At 37.9% G+C, this 21,641-nt stretch carries 25 protein-coding genes; 14 read left to right on the top strand and 11 right to left on the bottom strand.

Annotated elements, in window-relative coordinates:
• The first annotated feature begins 1 nt into the window (after position 1).
• Together A6749_RS00295 and A6749_RS00290 are read left to right on the top strand one after the other, a co-directional pair.
• Complete coding sequence (locus tag A6749_RS00295; protein WP_066383258.1) at positions 2-694, top strand: LutC/YkgG family protein; 693 nt, start codon at positions 2-4, stop codon at positions 692-694.
• An 87-nt stretch (positions 695-781) separates the two neighbouring features.
• Positions 782-1,795, top strand: a complete 1,014-nt coding sequence (locus tag A6749_RS00290) for an ABC transporter substrate-binding protein (RefSeq protein WP_236719604.1) — start codon at positions 782-784, stop codon at positions 1,793-1,795.
• A gap of 176 nt (positions 1,796-1,971) precedes the next feature.
• On the opposite strand, the gene A6749_RS00285 is transcribed toward A6749_RS00290, so the two are convergent.
• The 4 genes from A6749_RS00285 to A6749_RS00270 all read right to left on the bottom strand — a co-directional run bounded on the left by A6749_RS00285 (position 1,972) and on the right by A6749_RS00270 (position 5,184).
• Positions 1,972-2,553 (bottom strand): TetR/AcrR family transcriptional regulator, encoded by a 582-nt coding sequence (locus A6749_RS00285; RefSeq protein ID WP_066383251.1) that lies wholly within the window; start codon positions 2,551-2,553, stop codon positions 1,972-1,974.
• Positions 2,554-2,597: 44 nt separating this feature from the next.
• Positions 2,598-3,503: an SDR family NAD(P)-dependent oxidoreductase gene (locus A6749_RS00280; RefSeq protein ID WP_066383248.1), complete on the bottom strand. Its 906-nt coding sequence runs from the start codon at positions 3,501-3,503 to the stop codon at positions 2,598-2,600.
• Between the two features lie 157 nt (positions 3,504-3,660).
• On the bottom strand, positions 3,661-4,641 hold the full coding sequence (locus A6749_RS00275; protein ID WP_066383243.1) for an aromatic acid exporter family protein: 981 nt from the start codon (positions 4,639-4,641) through the stop codon (positions 3,661-3,663).
• 9 nt (positions 4,642-4,650) lie between these two features.
• On the bottom strand, positions 4,651-5,184 hold the full coding sequence (locus A6749_RS00270) for an HD domain-containing protein (RefSeq protein ID WP_066383239.1): 534 nt from the start codon (positions 5,182-5,184) through the stop codon (positions 4,651-4,653).
• Positions 5,185-5,359: 175 nt separating this feature from the next.
• Between A6749_RS00270 and A6749_RS00265 the strand changes: the two genes are divergently transcribed.
• From A6749_RS00265 to A6749_RS00255, 3 genes are all read left to right on the top strand, one after another.
• The gene (locus A6749_RS00265) at positions 5,360-6,232 is read left to right on the top strand and encodes an aldose 1-epimerase family protein (protein ID WP_066383236.1); all 873 of its coding nucleotides are present in this window, start codon (positions 5,360-5,362) and stop codon (positions 6,230-6,232) included.
• A 415-nt stretch (positions 6,233-6,647) separates the two neighbouring features.
• A complete protein-coding gene (locus A6749_RS00260) occupies positions 6,648-7,700 on the top strand; it encodes a hypothetical protein (protein WP_066383233.1) in 1,053 nt (350 codons plus the stop codon).
• Entirely contained in the window at positions 7,687-8,469 is a 783-nt protein-coding gene (locus A6749_RS00255) for a hypothetical protein (protein ID WP_066383231.1), read from the top strand. The genes A6749_RS00260 and A6749_RS00255 overlap by 14 nt, the downstream gene beginning before the upstream one ends.
• Before the next feature lie 68 nt (positions 8,470-8,537).
• On the opposite strand, the gene A6749_RS28530 is transcribed toward A6749_RS00255, so the two are convergent.
• On the bottom strand, positions 8,538-8,696 hold the full coding sequence (locus tag A6749_RS28530; protein WP_164745666.1) for a hypothetical protein: 159 nt from the start codon (positions 8,694-8,696) through the stop codon (positions 8,538-8,540).
• A gap of 153 nt (positions 8,697-8,849) precedes the next feature.
• On the opposite strand from A6749_RS28530, the gene A6749_RS00250 reads away from it, so the two are divergent.
• From A6749_RS00250 to A6749_RS00240, 3 genes are all read left to right on the top strand, one after another.
• Entirely contained in the window at positions 8,850-9,746 is an 897-nt protein-coding gene (locus A6749_RS00250) for a LysR family transcriptional regulator (protein ID WP_066383229.1), read from the top strand.
• A gap of 216 nt (positions 9,747-9,962) precedes the next feature.
• Positions 9,963-10,733, top strand: coding sequence for a L,D-transpeptidase family protein (locus A6749_RS00245; protein ID WP_066383226.1), 771 nt, complete (start codon positions 9,963-9,965; stop codon positions 10,731-10,733).
• A gap of 223 nt (positions 10,734-10,956) precedes the next feature.
• Positions 10,957-11,991 carry a M14 family zinc carboxypeptidase gene (locus A6749_RS00240; protein ID WP_066383224.1) on the top strand — a complete coding sequence of 345 codons (1,035 nt, stop codon included), beginning with the start codon at positions 10,957-10,959 and terminating at the stop codon, positions 11,989-11,991.
• Between the two features lie 53 nt (positions 11,992-12,044).
• On the opposite strand, the gene A6749_RS00235 is transcribed toward A6749_RS00240, so the two are convergent.
• The 3 genes from A6749_RS00235 to A6749_RS00225 form a co-directional block, all read right to left on the bottom strand.
• Complete coding sequence (locus A6749_RS00235) at positions 12,045-13,310, bottom strand: erythromycin esterase family protein (RefSeq protein WP_066383223.1); 1,266 nt, start codon at positions 13,308-13,310, stop codon at positions 12,045-12,047.
• Positions 13,311-13,437: 127 nt separating this feature from the next.
• Positions 13,438-14,214, bottom strand: coding sequence for a hypothetical protein (locus tag A6749_RS00230; protein WP_066383221.1), 777 nt, complete (start codon positions 14,212-14,214; stop codon positions 13,438-13,440).
• 323 nt (positions 14,215-14,537) lie between these two features.
• The gene (locus A6749_RS00225; protein WP_066383218.1) at positions 14,538-15,068 is read right to left on the bottom strand and encodes a YceI family protein; all 531 of its coding nucleotides are present in this window, start codon (positions 15,066-15,068) and stop codon (positions 14,538-14,540) included.
• 519 nt (positions 15,069-15,587) lie between these two features.
• Here A6749_RS00225 and A6749_RS00220 point away from each other — a divergent pair.
• From A6749_RS00220 to A6749_RS29105, 3 genes are all read left to right on the top strand, one after another.
• Positions 15,588-16,742 carry an acyltransferase family protein gene (locus A6749_RS00220; RefSeq protein ID WP_066383215.1) on the top strand — a complete coding sequence of 385 codons (1,155 nt, stop codon included), beginning with the start codon at positions 15,588-15,590 and terminating at the stop codon, positions 16,740-16,742.
• Between the two features lie 121 nt (positions 16,743-16,863).
• Entirely contained in the window at positions 16,864-17,295 is a 432-nt protein-coding gene (locus A6749_RS00215; protein WP_066383212.1) for a DUF892 family protein, read from the top strand.
• A gap of 94 nt (positions 17,296-17,389) precedes the next feature.
• Positions 17,390-17,521 (top strand): hypothetical protein, encoded by a 132-nt coding sequence (locus A6749_RS29105; RefSeq protein WP_269085672.1) that lies wholly within the window; start codon positions 17,390-17,392, stop codon positions 17,519-17,521.
• A 179-nt stretch (positions 17,522-17,700) separates the two neighbouring features.
• Here the strand turns inward: A6749_RS29105 and A6749_RS00210 are convergent, their stop codons facing one another.
• The 3 genes from A6749_RS00210 to A6749_RS00200 all read right to left on the bottom strand — a co-directional run bounded on the left by A6749_RS00210 (position 17,701) and on the right by A6749_RS00200 (position 19,997).
• Positions 17,701-18,594, bottom strand: a complete 894-nt coding sequence (locus A6749_RS00210; protein ID WP_066383208.1) for a CPBP family intramembrane glutamic endopeptidase — start codon at positions 18,592-18,594, stop codon at positions 17,701-17,703.
• A gap of 235 nt (positions 18,595-18,829) precedes the next feature.
• Complete coding sequence (locus tag A6749_RS00205) at positions 18,830-19,120, bottom strand: transposase (protein WP_066383201.1); 291 nt, start codon at positions 19,118-19,120, stop codon at positions 18,830-18,832.
• Positions 19,121-19,241: 121 nt separating this feature from the next.
• On the bottom strand, positions 19,242-19,997 hold the full coding sequence (locus tag A6749_RS00200) for a TraR/DksA C4-type zinc finger protein (RefSeq protein ID WP_066383198.1): 756 nt from the start codon (positions 19,995-19,997) through the stop codon (positions 19,242-19,244).
• A gap of 192 nt (positions 19,998-20,189) precedes the next feature.
• On the opposite strand from A6749_RS00200, the gene A6749_RS00195 reads away from it, so the two are divergent.
• The 3 genes from A6749_RS00195 to A6749_RS00185 all read left to right on the top strand — a co-directional run bounded on the left by A6749_RS00195 (position 20,190) and on the right by A6749_RS00185 (position 21,426).
• Positions 20,190-20,369 carry a hypothetical protein gene (locus A6749_RS00195; protein WP_066383195.1) on the top strand — a complete coding sequence of 60 codons (180 nt, stop codon included), beginning with the start codon at positions 20,190-20,192 and terminating at the stop codon, positions 20,367-20,369.
• A gap of 507 nt (positions 20,370-20,876) precedes the next feature.
• Entirely contained in the window at positions 20,877-20,981 is a 105-nt protein-coding gene (locus tag A6749_RS29330; protein WP_407937522.1) for a YhfC family glutamic-type intramembrane protease, read from the top strand.
• A 190-nt stretch (positions 20,982-21,171) separates the two neighbouring features.
• Positions 21,172-21,426 (top strand): YhfC family glutamic-type intramembrane protease, encoded by a 255-nt coding sequence (locus A6749_RS00185; protein WP_066383186.1) that lies wholly within the window; start codon positions 21,172-21,174, stop codon positions 21,424-21,426.
• Positions 21,427-21,641: the final 215 nt, after the last annotated feature.

The following is a 21,641-nucleotide window of genomic DNA, read 5'->3' as shown; positions in this document are numbered from 1 at the left end:
GATGGAAGCCGAACGACAAGAATCGTTTCTAAATACGATAGCAGGTAAATTGGGACGGCATCGTCGTCATGCTGTTACACCACCAAATTGGCAACAGATGCCTTATGAGCAGCTACATCGAGAAAACGACCGAAAAAAGTTGATTCAACCATTTATCGGAAATTTGGCGGCTTTGAATACGGAAGTAAGTCATATCGACCGTTCTGAAATGGCCGATGCCTTGGATTTCATTATTCAAAAATTTAAGGTTACATCCGCAATAAGCTGGGATGATGATCGATTGCATCAGCTTCAGCTTGGCAAACACTTTTTTGAAAAAAAAGTCGAGTTTCAAGTTTGGGATCCAATGGGTGATGAACAAGAGCTCCGTGACTTAGTATCAAAGGTGGATATGGGCATCACGTTTGCTGAGATGGGACTTTCAGAGACAGGAACCGTTGTCTTATGGAATGGAGGCGGGCGCGGACGTTTGGTTAGTGCGTTGCCTCCTGTTTATGTAGCGATTTTATCAGAGAGTACGATTTTCCCTAGATTATCAGATAGTGTTGCGGCCATTCATGACCAGATTTCAAATGGATTGCCTTCATGCATTAATTTCATCACTGGCCCAAGCAGGACAGGTGATATTGAAATGGAATTGGCTTTAGGCGTTCACGGACCTGGAAAAGTTCATGTGATTCTCTTAAAAGATTAATAACTTCATTACGATTACACAGGTTGACTCAAGATTTTTCAATTATATGTAGCAGTAAAAATCAAAAAACTTTGGGGGTTGAGGCGAGTGAGAAAACGTTGGATGGCCATTTTCCTGATCGCAATGTTGGTAATAACCGGGTGTACCGCAAAAGGCAGTACGGATTCAAAAGAATCGAAACCAAAGGATAGTCAATCTAAAGAAAACAACGAGTTTTCTATTGCGGTGTCTACATGGGTAGGATTTGCACCATTGTATATCGCAAAGGAAAAAGGATTATTTAAGAAGAATGGAATCGATGTAGATCTAGTGAAAATGGAAAGTGTTGCTGACAGAAGAAGTTCATTAGCTGCAAATCGTATTCAAGGTTTCGTCACAACAGTGGATACACATATTGTAACGGCCGCAAGCGATGTTCCGGTTGTTCAGGTCTTTGCAACGGATGATTCAAATGGCGGCGATGGGATCGTTGCGAAGAAAGGAATTAATAGTATTAAAGATTTAAGAGGGAAGAGCGTGGCTGTACAGACGGATGGAGGGGCAAGCTTTTTCTGGTTCCTCTATTTATTAAAAGAACAGGGAATTGATTATAAAGAAATTAATGCACAAAATATGACGGCTGGTGATGCCGGTGCCGCGTTTATTGCTAAAAAAGTCGATGCAGCCGTCACATGGGAGCCATGGTTATCGAAGGCCAAACAAAGCGATTTTGGGAATGTTCTTTTATCAAGTGATGCATCTCCAGGTGTTATTACCGGTACGCTTGGTATGAGAGCCGATTTTGTCAAACAAAACCCAAAAGCTGTTAAAGCGATCACTAAATCATGGTTTGAAGCAATCGAATACTATAAAACTAATAGGGAAGAAAGCTTAAAAATCATGGGGAAAGCTATGGGTCAATCCCCAGCGGAGCTGGAAGAGTCATTAAAGGGAGTAAAATTTTATGACGAGAAAGCTAATAAAACCTATTTCGGGACAAAAGAAAATCCAGGAAAAATATATGATCTCACAAAACTAAGCATTGAATTTTGGCTGGATCAAAAATTAATAGATAAAGAGCCGAATATCGATGAATTAATAGATTATTCGTTTGTTCAATAAGGTTAGGGCAATCATACGAAATAACCTATAGCTGATAATAATCTTTAGTCCTTATTTTAGAACCCTTAGGGTAATAAGTAAAAAGTCCTGTCCCCGTTAATGATGGCATAACATGGCGGGGGCAGGACTTTTTTTAAATTTAAGAATACCCTATTAAAATTCCCATCACGGTTCATTTATTCACATAATAATTTCATTAAAATATCTATATCTATGTCCTCAGTCGCATTCGGGAGTAACATTAAACCTGAAATAACGGAGAAGTAGAGCATCAATAGCTTAGCTGGGTTCCCTTTACAGAATTCACCAGTATTCTGGCCGTTTTTAAAAATAGGGATTATTTGCTCGATTAAAGAGGAGATGGGGTATTGTTGAATAATTTCCTTTGCCTTGTCAGGGACTTCATCCGAAATTTGAACTTGTTGTATGAGCATAAACGAATATCTATTACTAGCATCTAGCATTTTTTTGGTCAATTGTTTGATTTTTTCCGAAGGAGAACCAGTCATATTTTCCAATGAAGTAAATGCCTCAACGGTTTCTTCCATTGCGTCCTTTACAAGTTCAATAAAAAGTTCATCCTTGGAATGGTAATATCGATAAGAAAGACCTTGGCTGATGCCAGCCTCTTTCGCTATCATGTTCATTTTCGTGCCAATGAGTCCACGGCGTGCAAATACTTTTAAAGCCGCTTCCTTAATTTGTTTCCTTCGTTTCTCATGGATTTTTTCCAGTTGGTCATCATTAAAACGAGACATTCTTTTCACCCGATTCTTCTTTGTTTTCAAATCCTCTTTAGTGGTTAAAGCAATGATAACTGAACTTGCTCATCACTAATGTTCCAAAGTTTCCTTGCTAATTCTTTATCAGCTGCTAATTCTGTAGGTGCCTTCTGCTGTCGATCAGCAAAATAATGGCCGTTTAGATTGGAGACATTCTTTAATTCAGCAAGCCATACCAATGTATCAGCGCCTTTCTCTGGTGTACGGGAAAAAAGATTCATGACCGCCATGGTTGCTTTGGCCATTATTCCATTATTTTGATTGAAATTTGTAGCAACCAGTCCTGGATCGAAACAATAAACCGTGACATTTGACCCTTCTAGACGACGGGCTAATTCAGATGTAAATAGGATATTGGCCAGCTTGGTTTGTGCATAACGGATTGTTGGGCCGCCTAGTAACTTTTTAAACCCTCGATAAAGATGCTTCCCATTATCAAACTCAAAACCTTTTTTTATCATTTTATGTCCATGTGAAGCAGTATTGATAATTCGTGCGGAATCACTTTCCTTTAGACGATCCAGCAGCAATGAGGTGAGTAGAAAGGGAGCCAGGTGGTTAAGTGCCCAGGTCATTTCCACTCCTTCTTCGGTTTCTTGAAAGGTATCGAATAAAGCACCTGCATTATTCACTAAAACATCGATTCTTGGACATCTTTCAAGAATCTGTGCAGCTGCTTTTCGAATAGATCTTTGGGAGGAAAGGTCAGCAATAAATAGATCGATATTAATTGGTTCCGTTGTTTGCCTTTTTAATAGATCTGAAATTTCCTCTGCTTTGCCTGGATTCCTGGCAATAATCCCTATATTTGCACCTCGAGCTGCAATGGCCTTTGCTGCTGCAAGTCCTATCCCGCTTGTTGCTCCTGTAATCAAGACATACTTGTCTTTTAAGTTCCATTGCTTTTTTGTTGTCCTATCAGTCATTTATTTTTGCCTCCTTTAATGAATGAACCATTCATTCATTTATAGAACAGTATATTCAGCAACTTTTCAAATTGTACCAATAATAAATAAAAAAAGTGCCAGGCACCAACCAATAATCTGGAGGATGTCTAGCACTTCATTTATGTAGAAGTATTTCTTAAGTTTTTTGGCCTTTTACAATGGTTTGATCAACTTTTAAGGATTTCTTAATCAATAAATATTCTTCCAGCTCTTTCAGCAGTTGAAATAACTGGGCTCTTGCCTCAAATTCGTCTCTAGTTGTGGGAAGAGGTTCTTCCTTAAATTGATCCTGCAGCTCATGCAGGCGCTTTAAATGAAGCTGTGCCGTATTGCCTGGGTGAATGGCGTCGGTTAAAGTTTCGAGAAAGTCTGCTATCATAAAACGCTGGGTAACAAGGTGGTCGATGGATGTCACCAAGGGGAGAATCCGTTCAATAATTTCAAATTGTTTTTCTCGCGTTTTAAAATAATGGTAGTAATAATCTTGTGATCGCAGAAAATGATTTTGGACATCCCGAAATGCAATGCTTTTCGCTTCTTCCAACAAGCGGGCCGTGTCAATGATTTCTTTTCCCACCCAGCGGCTTTCATTGGTCCGAAGATAGGAGACCAATTCTTGAAAAATGGTTCGGAAATTATCTTCTATTCCCACTTGATATTGTCGCAATTTAGCATCAAGACTTGGCATGTATAAATTGACAAGAAGAGCCACGCCAATTCCAATGACTATAAGAGCAATTTCGTTAAAAACAATTCCAAGCGTGATGTTTTTGCTTGTATATAGATGAAGAATAATGACCGTACTAGTCACAATCCCTTCCGATATTTTAAACCGGACGGTGACAGGAATAAACACTAAAAGCAGCAATCCAAGGACCACAGGATGATAAGCAATCGTTTCAAAAAAGATAAACGAAAAGGCGATGGCCAGCATGCAGGCAAAAAATCTCGAGTAGGCAGCATGCAGCGACTTCTTTTTGGAGCTTTGTACACAAAGAATCGTTAAGATTCCTGCCGAAGCAAAGGAATTCAAGCCGAAAAATTGAGCAATACTAATGGCTGCAGCCGCTCCGATGGCAGTCTTGATGGTTCGATAACCGATTTTTAAAGGGAACATTTCATACCTCTACTCTACATGATCAGATGTTATTTTCAGTTCTTCTTCCACCATTTGGTCTAATCGTTTGATCATTTTTAACGCCTTTTCTTTGTCGATTTTTCGATAATGATGCGTGCCGCCTTCTTCTTCGTCCATCTCATCCGCTAATTTCACAATTTCTTGTAACGGCGTTCTTTTGATAAAACCCTCCGGCATATAGGAATCCGTGTGGAACAATATAGCTAGGGCGATTTCTTTCGCAATAATAGGATTTTCTCCTAATCGGATTAACAATTTATGGGCCCTTTCAGCACCTTTAATCGCATGAATATCGTTCTTTTTATATAAGTCATAATCCCATTTTCCATTACTATACCATGTATAATGCCCCATATCGTGCAGCAGTGCTGCTTTGGTTGCCAAGTCGACAGATACATTGTTTTGTTTGGCTAACTTGAATGCGTGATAGGCGCAGGCGATGGCATGAGCAATTCCAGAACGGCTCAGATATTTTTTGGCAATATGATGTTTGAAAATTTGTATCAGTGTAACGTGTCTCATGTGTATCACCCCTAAAAAAATTATTAGTTTGTATTATAAAGCAGTTCATGCTGTTTTTGAAACAAAGGATATTATTTTTGCAAAAAAAGCATGTTGGTTTGCGGTTATTTTAGAAAAAATAGACTTTCGGTATAATAAAAGGAAACAATGCAGATGAGAGACAGGAGACCAGATAATGAATGTGATCGAAAATGATTGGTTGAAGGTAGAAATTAGTAACAATGGGGCAGAAGTACGTAAAGTGACGCATAAGAAAAATGGGCTGGACTATATGTGGACGGGGGACCCGGCCTATTGGGGACGCGTTTCACCGGTCTTATTTCCCATTGTTGGACGTTTAAAGGATGACCGCTATGAACATGGTGGCAAGTGCAACAAGATGTCACAGCACGGTTTTTTGCGTGATATGGAGTTTAAGGTGGAAGAGCAGACTTCAACAAAAGTTTCCTTTCGTTTTGAGTCTGAGGGACGATTCCTTCATGTGTACCCTTACGATTTTAAAGCAATTATCAAATATACCCTAAAGGAAGACACACTCGTTGTTCATTGGGAAATTGTAAATGAAAACGAGGAAGAGATGTATTTTTCCATTGGTGCCCATCCGGCATTTCGGATTCCTCTCTTAGAAAATGAAACATTGGGTGACTATCGTTTGCAATTGATTCCAGCCATAAATAAGGAAGTGATGGAATATGAGATATCGAATTCTTTGATTCAGGAGAAAGGAATCATAAATGATATCTCAACAATTTCACTCACGGACTCCCTATTTGCGAATGATGCCCTTATTTATAGTAATATTGATCAAGTTACACTGACATCTAATAAGTCGAATTATGGTGTAGAAGTAAGATTTGAAGGGTTTCCGTTTGTTGGAATTTGGTCGAAATATACGGATGGTAAGATTGCTCCGTTTGTTTGCATCGAGCCATGGTATGGGATTGCTGATACATACAATACCACAGGGAAGCTGAAGGAGAAATTGGGAATCCAGAAGATTCAACCAAGTGAAACGTTCCAGGCGGAGTATACAATGAAGTTTATATGAGACAAGGGGAGGGTTCCCTTGTTTATGGGATGGCAGCAGGTACTATTCTTTAAAATCACCATAATACTCAAAGACAAAAGGCGTTGGAAAAAACAATTTCCAATGCCTTTATTTTATAAGTTTCACTATTAATATATACTCAGTTTTCTATGATTTACCGTTAGGCAGGTCTACTATCCTCTACTTCATAATCGGTCTATCTACATAATTTTCATAATCCATCTGACCTCTTTTCAATAAAAATATCAAAATCGCTGGAAAATCGGAGCAATAAGTGAGTAAAATAGGGAATAAGAAAAATAAGAGATGATAGCGATAATGGTCATAAATTGATACTAAAAGCCGATTATGTCTGGCTGGAGTTTAGTCTTTACAATGATAGTAAGTGAAATAGAAGTTAAAGAGGTTATGAAGCATGAGCATCGATTTGCTAACTAAACTCGAGGAAGAAAAGGAACAATGGATATACAAAGCGATTGTCCGTTTTGATAAAGAGCTGCTGGAAAATGCGGAAATCACACCTGAAAATCAGATTATGCAGATTAAAAACATGCATAACAGAATGTACAGACAGAGAACTCGAGAATGGGGACAGATGAATAAAGATATTAAAAGGATGAAAGAAAGTCTGGAAGAAGCTGAGCAAAGTGTTCATCATCTTAACATGGCCGCTCAGTCCTTACAGGAGGAAATCGCCCAATATGAAGAACTGATAATAGATTTAGATACAAGTCTATTAGAAAAATTCAAGTGTGAGTTAGACAAGCGGTTTGAATTCGACCAGATAAAAGGCTGCGTCCTATTTAAGGACCGGAAAACAACCAAGCTGGTTAAAAGCTTTTATGAACTGAATAGAGAAATGGACGAGTTCTATCAAAAGCAGCTAGATAGGAGTATAAGAAGATTCGAACATTTTCTTGGCGTTGCCGCGCCCTACGAAAGATTTGACTTTCACACCAATCTACCGGTGACGGCTTTATCGTTGAAGCACGGCCGAGGGCTTGACCAATACCTGGTGCTGAAAAACTTTGAAGAGGATTATCAAATTGTTCAAGATACGTTAAACGAAAACAACACAATGGTTTACAATGATTATGTCGAGCAAATGAATCATTTTAAACAGTATGGAAAAAAAGTACTCCTACAGAAGTGCATCATTAAAAAGGAGCACCTGCGCATGGTCTTTGAAGAGTTAGAAGAAAAGAAAGTCCAAAAAAGGGCAAAGGATATGAGCATTTCTAAATTAGAAAAAAAGCTAACGAAGGCTCAGTGGGAATGGAATCACGATTTAGAACGGATACGGAAGTTGGATGAAATCTTAAAAGAAGAATTTGTGAACGTTGTTTCCGTTTTGCAGGAGAAACTGTTCGCAAAACAGACAAGCGATGCAGACCGATGGATCTACCATCAATACTGCCAAATTATTTTAAAGCAATCAGAGAGGATTATTGGAAATGAGTACTCCTAAAACAATCGTGGATGAAAAATATAATGAAGCGATTCAATCGTTAAAAAAAATCAATAACCTTTTATTTTATGATGAATTAAAGAATCTGTTAAAAGAACGTGAACAAACAATCGCTCAATTGAATGAAGAAGTATATGAATCTGTTGAAAAAATGCAGCATTCGATGAAAAAGGTACCTATCGATATCAGTGATCAGCTAAGGGAAGAAATCGTAACACCGCAATCGGAGTTATTCGATAGTGAAATAAATCATTTTCATGAGAAAATTATCTTATTGGAAAAAAAGATCTCCCAGTGGCAGCAGCAATATCAAGAATATATTACTAAGACCGAAAAGCTGTTGGCAGATTTAAGGGAATTGCAGCGGAATGATTATAAATTTATGGACATGCAAACCGAGAAAGTGCTGGAGGCCATTCGTACATCACAGGAGGAGATCCATGGACTATTTGGAAGAGAACTGAACGAACAGGCTTCCGTTACAAATGTAAAATATGAATCTGTTGGTGAACGGTTATCCTTTATCATGAACCATCTAACCTCTTTCGAAGCCAATCTTCTAACGGAAGCAGAGGAATGGAAAATACAGCATCAGCAAGCCCAAAAAGACCTTCAAGTAAAATGGAATGAAAAATGGGATGAAAAGTGGAAACATCACCACGATACCACAGCTAAAAAAGAAAAAAACTTAAAAAAGTGGCTGATCGGACTAGCGGTTGGACAGGGGATCTCTATCATACTATTAGCAGTATTCCTTATTTCAAAGTAAGAAGTTGGAAATTGGTGTCAGGCACCATGTGAATTTTTCACATGGTGCCTGACACCAAAAAAGATATATTATGCTATTTCCTGCTGAAAACAAGGATCGTTGTAATAGATAACTTCAGAAAGAATTTTACATCCTTCCATGGTATTGAGAGCTTCTCTTGCTTCTTCCTCCGTATCAAATTCAAATTGAGAAATATTCGAATCTATATAACGAGTAATAATCCACATTACAAAATCCCTCCAGGTTATTTAAGGTTAATTCCGTCAATACGTTATAAATTGCTATGAGGTAATGATAATGTAATAATGGAAATAAATAAAATTCTAAAAGATTATAATGTGATATAAAAAAAAATTATATGGAAGAATTAGGGTGGGAATGTGGATTATCGCGATTGGGAAATATTGAAGGTTCTTTATAGCCAGAAGAACCTGACGAAAGCAGCACGCCTTTTGTTTATAACCCAGCCTGCATTAACCAACCGATTAAAGCAAATGCAGGAAGAATTAGGTGTCAAAATAGTAACCCGTGAAAGTAGAGGGATTCATTTTACCCCAGAGGGGGAATATCTTGTTCGATGTGCGGATGATATCCTAGCTCAATTTAACAAAATAAAGGATCATGTCAGGAATATGCGTAATCACTCAGGTAATGAGGTAGCAGGAATACTGAAATTAGGTGTTTCTAACTTTTTTGCGAATTATGAACTGCCGCATATTCTGAAATTATTTAAAGGCCAGTACCCTAATGTGGATTTTAAAGTCATTACGGGCTGGAGTAAAGATGTAACAAAACTCATACACAACAAGGATGTTCATATCGGCTTTGTCCGTGGTGATTACAGCCCTCGAGGACTACAGAAATTTTTATTATTAGAAGAAACCGTTTCTGTAACGTCTAGAGAAGAGATTGATCTTGTGGATTTGCCTAAACTGCCTAGAATTGACTATAGCGGAGATTTCTTATTAAAAACCTTAATCGATAATTGGTGGGCAGAAAACTATATCCAACCTCCTTTTATCAGTATAGAAGTGGATCAGGTGGATACTTGTAAAAAAATGGTTTTAAATGGGTTAGGCTATGGCATAATACCCAGCCGTATGCTCATGGATACAGAGGGTTTATATAAAATTGATTTGACAGACCAAAATGGAAACCCAATCTTACGCAGAACATGGATGTATTACCATAAGGAATCCTTGGAATGGAATGTCGTGAAGGCGTTTGTCCATTTTATTGAGACATTGGGGTACAGCTTGAACTATCCAGGAAACTAGCGGGACAGTTCTAATGTCTGCTTTTTATAAAAGTGCCAGGCACTAACCAGAATTCAGGTTGGCGCCTGGTACTTTTTTCGTCCATACATAGACAGGAATAATAGTGAAAGAGGTTCAAATCGTCCAATTAATATTTGGAATAAAAATGGTATACAGGACAATTTTCCCAACATAGGATAAACCGACTGGTTATTTAGATATGGTGGGGGGATTGTTTTGAAAAAAAGATGGTTTATTCTTTTTGTTGTTGGATTTCTCATGCTGTTTAGTTTAAATGTGGGGGTCACAACTAGCTTTGCGGCGACAGGGGGCAAGTTGATTATTATTAATAAACAAAACAACCAGCTTGCTTATTACGCGAATGGTAAGCTGCAAAAAATATTTAGAGTAGGAACAGGGAGGAGCCCTTCCTTAACGCCAGAAGGCAAGTTTAAAATTGTGAACAAAATTGTCAACCGTCCCTACTACAAGGGCAAAATTCCGGGCGGCGACCCTCGAAATCCGCTTGGCAACCGCTGGCTCGGTTTGAATGCAAGAGGAACATGGGGAACCACTTACGGGATACACGGAAACAACAATCCAAGCTCCATCGGCCATTATGTCAGCAGTGGCTGTGTCCGGATGTATGACAATCAAGTAGAATGGCTGTTTGCACAGGTTCCTGTTAATACGCCGGTCATTATTACCTCCTCGGGGAAATCGTTCAAGTCTATTGCAGCATCCTATGGATATAGGGTGATAGGTGGAGAAAGTAAAGTATCAACCCCCGCCCAAACAAATTCATCCATCCTCAAAAGAGGCAGTAAAGGACCAGCTGTAACGACACTTCAGAAGAAACTAACCTCATTGGGATACAGTACAAAAGGGATTGATGGTTCTTTTGGAGCAAACACCGAAAAAGCAGTCCGTCTTTTCCAGAAAGACCGTCATTTGACAGTAGATGGAGTTGTTGGACCTGCAACGAAAAAAGCACTAGGGATTAAATAGTTTCAAAGATTAGCTGCTCATTTTTTGGGCAGTTTTTTGATTTAATAAAGTTTGAAATACAAGGAGGAAGAACCAGGTCTATTGCACCAAGGTCCTATATATCTATTTTAGATTAGTCGTTTAGGCTTATTTTTATCTAATAATCTCCTAATCCGTGGTAATGAATGCGCTTTCATTCTATAATGAAAGTGATTGATTCCAATATGAAGGAGAGGAAAATAAGATGAAGAAAAAGTTTTTTGCACTATCCTTATCAGCACTGATTGCAACGTCCAGCTTGAGCTTTTCACCGGTTTATGCAACTGGCAACGGTCCTGATGTAAATGGAAATGAAACAATTCAGACAGCTATGCTGACAACCTATGACGAAATGGCTGCATTTCTAAAAAAAGAAGCCGCCAAACAGGCAAACATGGGGCTTGAAGTAATCGGCCAGACAGTAAAAGGGCGGGACATCTTCCTTGTCAAATACATAACAGATCCAAAAAATCCGACCATCCTGTATCTCACCCAGCAGCATGGTAATGAAGCGCTGACAACTGAAGGGGCGCTTGAGTACATTCGTCATCTTGGTTCAAACAGCAAGAATATAAAAGAAATGCTCAAAAACGTGAATATCTTGATTGTTCCAATGTTTAATGCAGATGGGGCAATGGGGGATGTGAATTTTTCACTGGATAATTATATGGCAAGCGGACGTCATCTTACCCGATATAACGCTGATCGGCTTGACCTGAACCGCGACCATGTTAACAAAAGAGCACCTGAAACCCGCGCTCTACACGAAAATGTTCTACAAAAATATCATATTGATTATATGATCGATTTACATCACCAAGGCACCCAGGAGGATTACTTTGGAAAATTAACTTCCGGTTCTGTGCTGGCGCCTTATCATCCGAATGTTGACAAGGAGGTTCTCCTCAATTCGAAAAAATTGGCCGCCGTTCTCTTGGAAAATGTGAATTCGAAAGGGTGGGGGCATGTATTAAAATATGATGAGCCTTCCACTAACACGAGTGTTGCATCGAATGCCATGGCGCTTCAGTACGGGATATCCGTCATGCTGTTTGAAATGCGCGGAATGGCTGACCATTCGTACGAACCATATGTTCTTGGACAAAAATCAAACGGATACATCATCAAACAAGCATTCACAGCAATCGATTCAACCGCAAAAGCAATCGCAGACGGCACCATCAACACAGCAGATCCCGCAGTATACGACAATCTCCCTGAACAACATTACAGTTACTAACAAGCAAGGGTGTCAGGCACCATGTGAAAAATTCACATGGTGCCTGACACCGTTTAAAGATAGGCAATTTCAACTTGAAGGGGTTGGAGGGCATTTGTATTAGTAACGTAGATAAAGGCATTGTATCTTTCTGACATCTTGGATGGGACATAGTTGCCTAGATGTTCGTATTTTGGGCTGTAAACAACTCCAATGGCACGGTGGCCAACGGGTTGGTGAAAGAGTTCTTTGTTGTTCTCATTAAAAATCAAAATCTTATTAGACGCACTGGCCTTATACAACAGGTCTTCCCAGCTGCCTGTTTCTGCCGGCGGTGTGATCATAATTTTAAAATCATCGCCCCATTGGCTGGCGGCAATGACGGAGCCCCGGTGTGTCCCGAAACCTACGATATAGATCTGTTCGACGCCTTCCTGCTCTCTTAAAATTTGGCCAACATTAACCATTCCTTCGTCAGCCATGTCTGTGGCCCGCGCATCCCCAACATGGGTATTATGCTCCCAGACAATTCCTTTTGCTTGGTGGGAAAAGAATGTCATAATTCGATTTAGGACCTCAACCATATGACGGTCCCGAATATTCCACGACTCGGTATCGTCGGTCACCATCGTTCGGTAATAGTTCTCAGCATTAGCCGTTATAAGAGCGTTCACCTCAAGATTCAATCCGCTCTCTACATCGTCAAAGTAGGTATTCCTTTTTAAACAGATGTCGGTTAAAAGCTTTACCACTTCATCACGACAATCCTCATGATAGAAAGCAGCGGAAACCCCATATTTCTCTGCTTGCCGGTTAAATGGTTCGAAGCAGGCAAGCGCATCTCGTACTGCCTCGAGTTCGGGTGAATTTGTTTTTTTCAAATAACGGAAGAGCTCATCCATCGATTCCCACAGACTATAGACGTCAATGCCGTAAAAACTAACCTGCTTATCACGTGGCTGCGATTGATTGTATTGCTTCAGCCATTCAATAAAGTCCACGATTTCCTCGTTGGCCCACATCCAGGTCGGCCAGCGGTTAAAGGCTTGGACAACATCTTGCGCATTAGTATGTTGCCGATCCCAACCTTTGATATACTGATTAACATCTTGACATGCTGGCCAATCTCCTTCAACGGCAATAAACGTAAAACCTTTTTCGACGATAAGCCGCTTTGAAAGCTCTGCTCTGATTTTATAAAATTCCGAGGTGCCATGGGATGACTCCCCAAGCAAGACCAACCTTTGCTGGTCAATTTCACGTAAAATAACATCCAAATCATGAAAATCCTCAAAAGGCACCGAACAATCCCTGATCGAATCAATCATCATTTGCTCCATATTTTATTTCAACCTCCCCGAGCTAATAACATTTCCTTATAGGATGTGAAAATCTACAGGTTTCATACGAAGAAGGGTGTCAGGCACCATGTGAAAAATTCACATGGTGCCTGACACCCCATTTCATTTAGAAGTCCTTAACGACCCTTGCCATTTTTAATTCTTCTAGTGTATTGATTTTATGTATGTCAGCGATCCTGATTTCCGTTTCATCATTATAGTTTTGTAACTCATTCTTTAGAATTGGCTCTGCATATTTGGTATCTGCAATGATTAATTCGTCTATTTGATAGCCTGTTTTTTTCAATTCCTGTTTTAACTCTTGTAGGATGGGGAAAGCGTCATAAATGAATTGCAGCTCTGATTCTTTGGTTATGCCTCCTGGTCTAAATAGATAAAAGTCAGCGTCACGGGCGTAAACGTTTATAGATTTTCCATTTTTGTCTTCTTTTGAATAATCGTAATAATATTCACCTAGGAAATTAGATTGTTCAAAGCCGATTTCTTTTAGTTTTTGATAGGCATCTGATTGCAAATATTTCTGATTAAATTGATAAATTTTATAGTATTCCTGATAATCATCCACATATTTATATTTGGGAATACCGCTTCCCTTAATTTCAAATTTAATTTCAGGAATGTCCGTTCTCTGAACCTGGTCTTTAGTGTTACTTATACAGCCATTACAAGTACTATATAAAAATTCAACGTCAAATCCATATTTCTCCCGTGTGTACTTACTTAACCGCTCACTTTTTTCTTTATTTTCTCTTTCTTTTTGTTGTTTATCCTTTGCTATTTTTTCTGCCTTCGTTAACTTGTCTGGTTGTGAGTTAAAAGAACAACCAGAAAAGGACAGGGTGACAACTACTAACAAAGGAAGTATCTTTTTCTTTTTGTTCACATTGTCCCTCCTCGAAATTACGTTAAAATTATACCATATTGTTTTTAAATAGAATCCTAATTCAAAGGAAGATACATTCCAACCGGTAACAAAAGGTATTCTTAAAATATCCCATAAAATAAGGTGGGTTTTCTATGGGTAAGATGAATACAAATTTAAAAAACATCTGAGTATTAAACGGGTTTTATTTTGAACAAAATAGCATGTCACAACTCAATTAGTATATTTATTAACACATTTAAAGAAAGCAAATTAGCAATAGAAAAAGCAGTTTAAATCAACTGCTTTGTTTTTATTATGTAGTTCATTTTTTGAATAACCATTTAAGCATTGGAAGCTTGTATCTCCAATGAAATTTGAACTTGGTCTGCAACTAATACTCCACCAGTTTCCAAAGCTGCGTTCCATGTTAATCCATATTCACTTCTACTAATGGAACCGTGAGCTTCAAAACCAGCCTTTTCATTTCCCCAAGGGTCTTTACCGCTGCCTTCGTAACTAACCATAAAAGTTTCAGGTTTAGTTGTTCCACGAATTGTTAAGTCTCCTGTAATTTCATACTCACCTGGGCTTTTCTTTACAATCTGGGTAGATTTAAATGTCATTTTAGGAAAATGTTCAACATCAAAAAAATCTGCTGAGCGTAAATGATTATCTCGGTCTTGGTTGCGAGTAGAAATACTGTTCACGTCTACTGAAAATTCAATTGATGCAGTAGTTAAATCCTCCACATCCGCTTCGATTGAGGCTTCGAAGGTCTCAAAAGTGCCTTTTACTTTAGATACCATCATGTGTCTAATAGCAAAATCGATACTGCTATGTGCGGGGTCTACGTTCCATTTAGTCTTTGTCACAAGAATTCCTCCTAAAATAATAGTTATAATCCTATATACAGATTAGACAAATAAATAAGAGTTTAATCATTAAACAAAAATTCAAGTGAAAGCTAAAGTTTTTAGAGCACCGCTCCAAGTAATAATTTCATCAAGCAACGATTTCCGTTATTGAAATCTAATTCTTGTAGCTTAAACTTGGATAATGAGTCTACATTGTGAGCATTGTCGTTTATCGGCTCAATTAACTTCAATAATCATCGTCTTCCATGAACTAAAATTGAACGTTCAATTAACACACCTTTTAACACCCATTTTGGTATACCTTTTGGAACCTGTCTGCTGTCACAGTCCAGCAGAGGCTTGGTATTTATACTGATAAGTTTTTCAATCTGTTTGTAGGGCAATTAGATTTTGAATCTCCCCATTGTTTATTAGCCCTGTTTTGTTAAAATGGTATATTTGTTTCAAATTATTAAAAAACTTGGTAAAATAGTCCTATAATTGTTGAGTGGTATATTCTATTTAAAGGGGAATTTGATGGAAAATAAAAACCGTTATGTACGATATTACGATTTAGATTGGATAAGGGTATTGGCCATGTTGATGGTATTCCTTTATCATTGTTCAATGTTCTTTAATTCTTTTGAATGGCACATTAAGAATAACATCATTAATCATTCCTATATAGAGATCTTTTCCCTCCTTGTGGGCAATTGGATCATGCCTTTATTTTTTGTTATTTCCGGAATAAGTACCTATCACGCCTTAAACAAAAGAAATTCCCAAAGTTTTATGCAAGAAAGATTTTTGCGCTTGGGATTACCATTACTTCTAGGGATATTTCTTTTGTCACCACCTCAAGTGTACATTGAAAGAGTAACAAACAATCAATTTGATGGTTCGTTTTTAAAGTTCTTTCCTCATTATTTTGACGGGTTGTATCTGGAAATGGGTGGAACAGGTAATTTTGCCTTTTTCGGACATCATCTTTGGTACCTTTTGATGCTGCTGCTTTTTTCTGTTGTTACGTTGCCTTTTTTTATTAAGCTGAGAAAAAAAGTGGAACATAGAATCTTTGGAGCTTTTCATTACTTTTTTCTGCCAATCCCTTTATTGGCAGTGGCATTAACCGTTAATACTATTGTGAATTTAGCTAGTTGGGGGATTATTTTTTATCTACTATTATACGTTTATGGATATTTCTTTTTTGCAAAAGAGTCTTTAAGGGAATTTGTGCGTAGAATTGGAGTCTTATCTGGTTGTTTAAGCGGTATTACTACCGTTGGTTATCTAATTTGGGTAATGTATAACGGATTTCCGATGAATGTTTCGTTGAATTGGGTTTTGTTTATGATTCTTCGAGTTGTTTTAGTATGGAACGTACTCTTCTTTATCCTATATTTAGGTGACAAATACTTAAACTTCTCAAATGGGACATTAAAGTATACAAGCCAAGCTTCTATGCCATTTTATGTACTTCATCAGCCGATCATTATCATACTAGGTTTTTTCATCTATAACCTGAATTGGGCAGTACCAATTAAAGTAGTGTTTTTAGTACCGTTAATATTTTTAATCATTATGTTTTTATATCACTTTATCATTCGCAAAGTTAATTTGTTACGAGTTTTGTTCGGTTTAAAATCGGTCAAAAAAAATGAAATAAGTAGTGGAATACAACCACCAGTCTAAAATTTTTTGTCTTGCAATGTAACCGTCCGTTTTCATACTAATCATTTTCTTGGAAAAAGATCAAGGATAATAATTCTTTAAACTGTAATAATAAGGGAAAAAGGGAAATGGGTGTGAGCTGATGAAGGACGAAGAGATTGTCGTTGAAGAATTAAATACATTATTAAGAGGGACCTATATGGGCATTCATGCCTTTGAACATCATATTCAAAGGCTGGAGGATCCACAATTAAAGCAGAGGTTTCAATCGATGCAGCAGGAGGCAAAGCAAAATGCACAAAAACTTGCCGAACGGATTCAAAATTTGAATGGCGTTCCTGCAGATAGCGAAGGGGTATCAGGCAAGATGCACAGCTTAATGCATAAGGTCATGCTTCCCAACGACACAACTGAAATCATTAAGGATGCATTAAAGGGTGTAGATCAATACGGTGTTGAATATTCTGAGGAACTGGTAAGGGGAGACCTTGATTCGGAAAGTAAAAAAATAGCAGAAGAAGTGATCAATACTAGCCGCAGGCAAGCGATAGAGTTGAGAAAATTACTACATTGAAAATTATTCTAATATTTTTACCAGAAAAAAACACTAGAAATATGAAAACGTTTACATTATAATAAGGGTAGATAAAAGGGAGGGGGAATCTACAATGGAATTACTATTTGAACAATGTGAACATAACGACCAGGACAAGCCATGTGAAGTATGTGCCCCGAAAACAGTAGAGGAAGAGAATGTTGACCCTTATGAGTATGATTATAATAAAAGATTATGGTTTTAATATAAAAAAAGCGAACCGTCAGACATGTAAAATAACATGGGCGGTTCGCTTTTTTTGATGAACAGCGTACAATGTATTGTTTTACTTTATGTTTAGACTCAATGCTAGAAAACTTACATCAATACGTCTTCATTTCAACCCTTCAATTCTAAAGATTAGTTGCCAGGCAGTATTTTTTCTCACAATCTTGTAAAATGATATTTTTTCAATGAAATGAAGAGAAAGATCCCCAGGGATATGGCGGTCCACACGAGTGAAATGGCGGGGTCAATGTTTTTCACTACAAATAAGGATGGGATATCACCAAAAGCGGAGTCATCCATCGTTATAAACCAGCTCAAGAGCATATTATTGGCTGCATGCGCTCCAATGGACAATTCGGTACTGTTTGTTTTCACTGAGATATAACACCAAATGAATCCGGTCAGTACGTAATCCGCCCCGACTAATAGAGGAGAATAACCCATTTCAGGATTGAAAAAATGAAGAGATCCAAATATCACGCCGGCAATTAGGGATAATATAATTGGGATTCGAATCCACTTGCCAATCAATTGCATGAGATAGCCTCTAAAGAAAACCTCTTCACAAGTGGTTTGAATGGGGGTCAAAACCAATACTAAGACAAATAAAGTTAAATATTCCGAAAGGCTGATTTTATTCAATGAATAATCTCCGGGATTAAGCATGGCATCGATGATTGAAGTGATGCCCAGAATGACAAAAAACGTGATAAAACCGAAGCCGATTCTCTTCCAATCGATAGTTCGATTTGGCGTAATCAGTGTCTTAAATTTCCGCTTATGAATAAACCGAACAGCCACAAAAATGCCTAAAAGCCACCATATAAACGTCGTATTCATTAAGGCAAAATAAAGCAGCGGATTGAGTCCCACATAATCTGCCTTTTCCATATCATAATAGGTATCGGGATTTCCATCCGTCCGAACAATCCAATCGCCAACGATTCCATAAGGTATACCCGCCAGAAAAATAAAGGAAATAATAACAATAAATGAAGCAACATACCGTTTCCAACCATTCTTGCCCTTTTGAACTTTAATAAAATCCATCTCAAATAACACCATCAATCTAGTAGAATAGTAAAAATGCGCATACAAATTATTGCATTGTTGTCTAAATGAGTCAATTATACAATAAGAGACACATGGATTATTCTTGTGTCTCTTTCAATGTATGTATAAAAAGATGGGGGATGTCAATTACGATGGAAAAAAATTCGGATTTTGCATGCAAGTAACTGATTTGGGAGGACTAAGTTTCTGTAATGGCAGTAACAGTCACAGCTTAGGTAATAGCTTTGAATGTCCGCAAGATAAGAATATAGAGCAAATAAACCCCTAAATAGGCGCCTGTAAATAAGAAAAATGGATTTAGAAATATGCCATGAATATTAGTCATAAAGACTGTATTATCTTTGATTATTTCAAGTATCGCAAGGGCAGCAATATTACCAAAGATCAGTGCTGATAGGATAGCAGCAAAATTAAAAAGGGTCTGGAGCTTTCTCCATTTCATTTGCAGGATAATCATTAAAGCTGGCCCAACAATACTACCTAAAATTAATATTATCTTCATCATCATCACCTCACTAATCATTCTTCTCAAAACAAAAGGTTGATAAACTTGATTACGTTAGTTGAAAGCATGTAATAAAGGGTCAGACCCACTTATTTGGAATTCTGACCCAGATATAGTCTTAGTTGTTCTTATCGTTTATATAGCTGTCACCTTTTTTATATGGAATATCACCAATTTTGGAGTCTATTCCTTTTCTATCCAGCAGGTCCTTGTATTCCTCCAATTTTCTGGACGGCATTACGTTTTTTTGCTGGCCTGTGATGTCAGTGGCAGAATAGTTTTCGTAATCCTCGGTATATGATTCTTCGTTTTTCCCTTTGTTATACAGAGTATTGTAGCTATCATAATCACCAACAAGGTCTGATGGAGTTTCCGAGGTTCCAAATCTAGCGACTTCCTCAAAACTATCTTGCGTATCGACAATCCCATCTTCGGATTGATGTCTGAAGGAATTGACTTCCGAGGGCTCTATGAGGTCTTCCTCAACAGGGCGATATTCTCCGAGAGCTGTTTCCGGAGTATGATTTATACAATATAAAGTGGTCGGAAGAGCCTCCAGCCGCTCTAAGGGAATTTCTTCCTCGCATACCTGGCACTTTCCATAGGATCCATTTTCGATGGCATCTAGTGCTCTATTTATTTTTTCGAGCTCTTTATCCTGGTGTTCCTCTAATGCAAATTCTCGTTGACGCTCCATTAATTCAGAGCCCAGATCACCAGGATGATTGTCATATGCCGATAATTCATCGACTGTTTCTCGCAAGCTAGTATCCATTTTATTGTAATTATTGTTAAAATCAATCTGGTCTTTAATTTCCTGTTTTTCCTTCTCAAGCCTCTTTTTTAATGTATCAAGTTGCTTTGTAGACAGCATGATGATTCACATCCTCTTTTATTATTGCTAAAATAATACCCTTTCTTTAGTTGATAAAAACCTTATGGTGATACACTGCAGCGCTTTTGCAGAATTTTTTGCCTAAACTATCATTTATATGATTGGCAAACTAGTTTTTGGGTAAATATATTCTAAATCTAGAAAATGAAAATATGAATAGGAGGAATATCAATGGAGATCTTAGATTTCGGTGCTTGGTTTCAAAATTTCTTGTTAATTATTAGCGGATTTTTAGTTTTGTTCCTTTTATTACTAGTTTATACAAATAAATATATTGCTAATAAGGTAAATCAAATCGAACAAAAAGAGGATAGTGGAGAACCCTTCACAGAATTTCAGCAAAGGAATTAGGTCTTTAAACCTAAATACAAAAAAGCATTCCGTCTCTACTAAAAAGATCGTTATCTGACAGTATTATCAACGAAAAAAGCAATAGGAATTAAATAGTTTCGAAGATCAGCTGCTCAATATCTTGGGCAGTTTTTTGCGTAGGGGACCCAATAGAATTCTGGTGTTCTGTTTAGTATTGAAGATAATGGAAGCTAAATTATTTTTTAACAAATGATTATTGACCTATAACCAATCTCGCTTTAATATTTTTATTGTTTATAAAATTGCAACACATCAAAATGGGGAGTTGGATGGTAAGCACGGCTACAATCGTTTCTATGTTTGTACCCATCATTTTTTCATTTGTGCTATTTGTTAGACTGATATGTTTTATCGAAAAAGAACAGGTATTGCAGTAAAGCCGCTCATTCTAGGGGCGGTAGGATTTTTTGTTTTTACATAGATCTTGGAAAAAGCCTTACATTTTGTTGTAGTGGTCAATTTCCCGAATTATGAGATCACCCATGGCTGTTTGGTTTATACGGAGCAATGGCCACAGGAATCTTTGAAGAGTTGGGCCGATTCCTATTATTTATCTGGCTGTTTAAAAAGTTTCATGACTATAAAGGCTGATCCCCTTTGGTTTCGGATGGGGCGGATTGAAGCTGTTCTATCGATGCTAATGCTCATTCTACCAAACATTTTGTTCGTCATTATGATAAATTAGGGTACCTTAGAGACAGAAATGACAGGGAAAATGCCGGCAGATCAGCTGGCATCGATAAAAGACACGGTATTAAGCTAAGGTGTATTCTACTATTTATTGGGATCTGTTGAGCGGTTTTTTGCCGTGTTTATACAAATTGCGTTAAGCCTTTTCGTGCTGATGGGTGTCGTGAAAAAGAAAATTTCCATTGTCATCTTCATACATGCGGTGATCGAATTTCCATTCATCTTTGTCCAAACCGGCTACATTAAATTATGGATGGTCGAACCGTATCTGGCGGTTGTCGGAATCCTCTGTATGCTTTACATTAAAAAAACAAGAAAATTGCTGCCAGACACCTCCTCTACTTAATAAATATGGTGTGACCGTACAAAAGTGCCAGGCACTAACCAGAAATCAGGAAGGTGCCTGGCACTTTATTATTTTGGATCCTCAATTTTTCTATGAGTATTGTCGCCAATCTCAGTTGGAGCGCTCCACAAGGAAGGTTTCGGCAGCATTGGCATCGCACGATGAAAAAGCGTTAGCTTTTTTTCGAGGTGACCATACGCCGCTGACCAGGGCGC

This window comes from Neobacillus mesonae (assembly GCF_001636315.1).
In the GTDB taxonomy this organism is placed as follows: domain Bacteria; phylum Bacillota; class Bacilli; order Bacillales; family Cytobacillaceae; genus Neobacillus; species Neobacillus mesonae.
The sequence above is the reverse complement of the archived record's forward strand: the minus strand, read 5'-3'. Positions and strand labels throughout refer to the sequence as shown.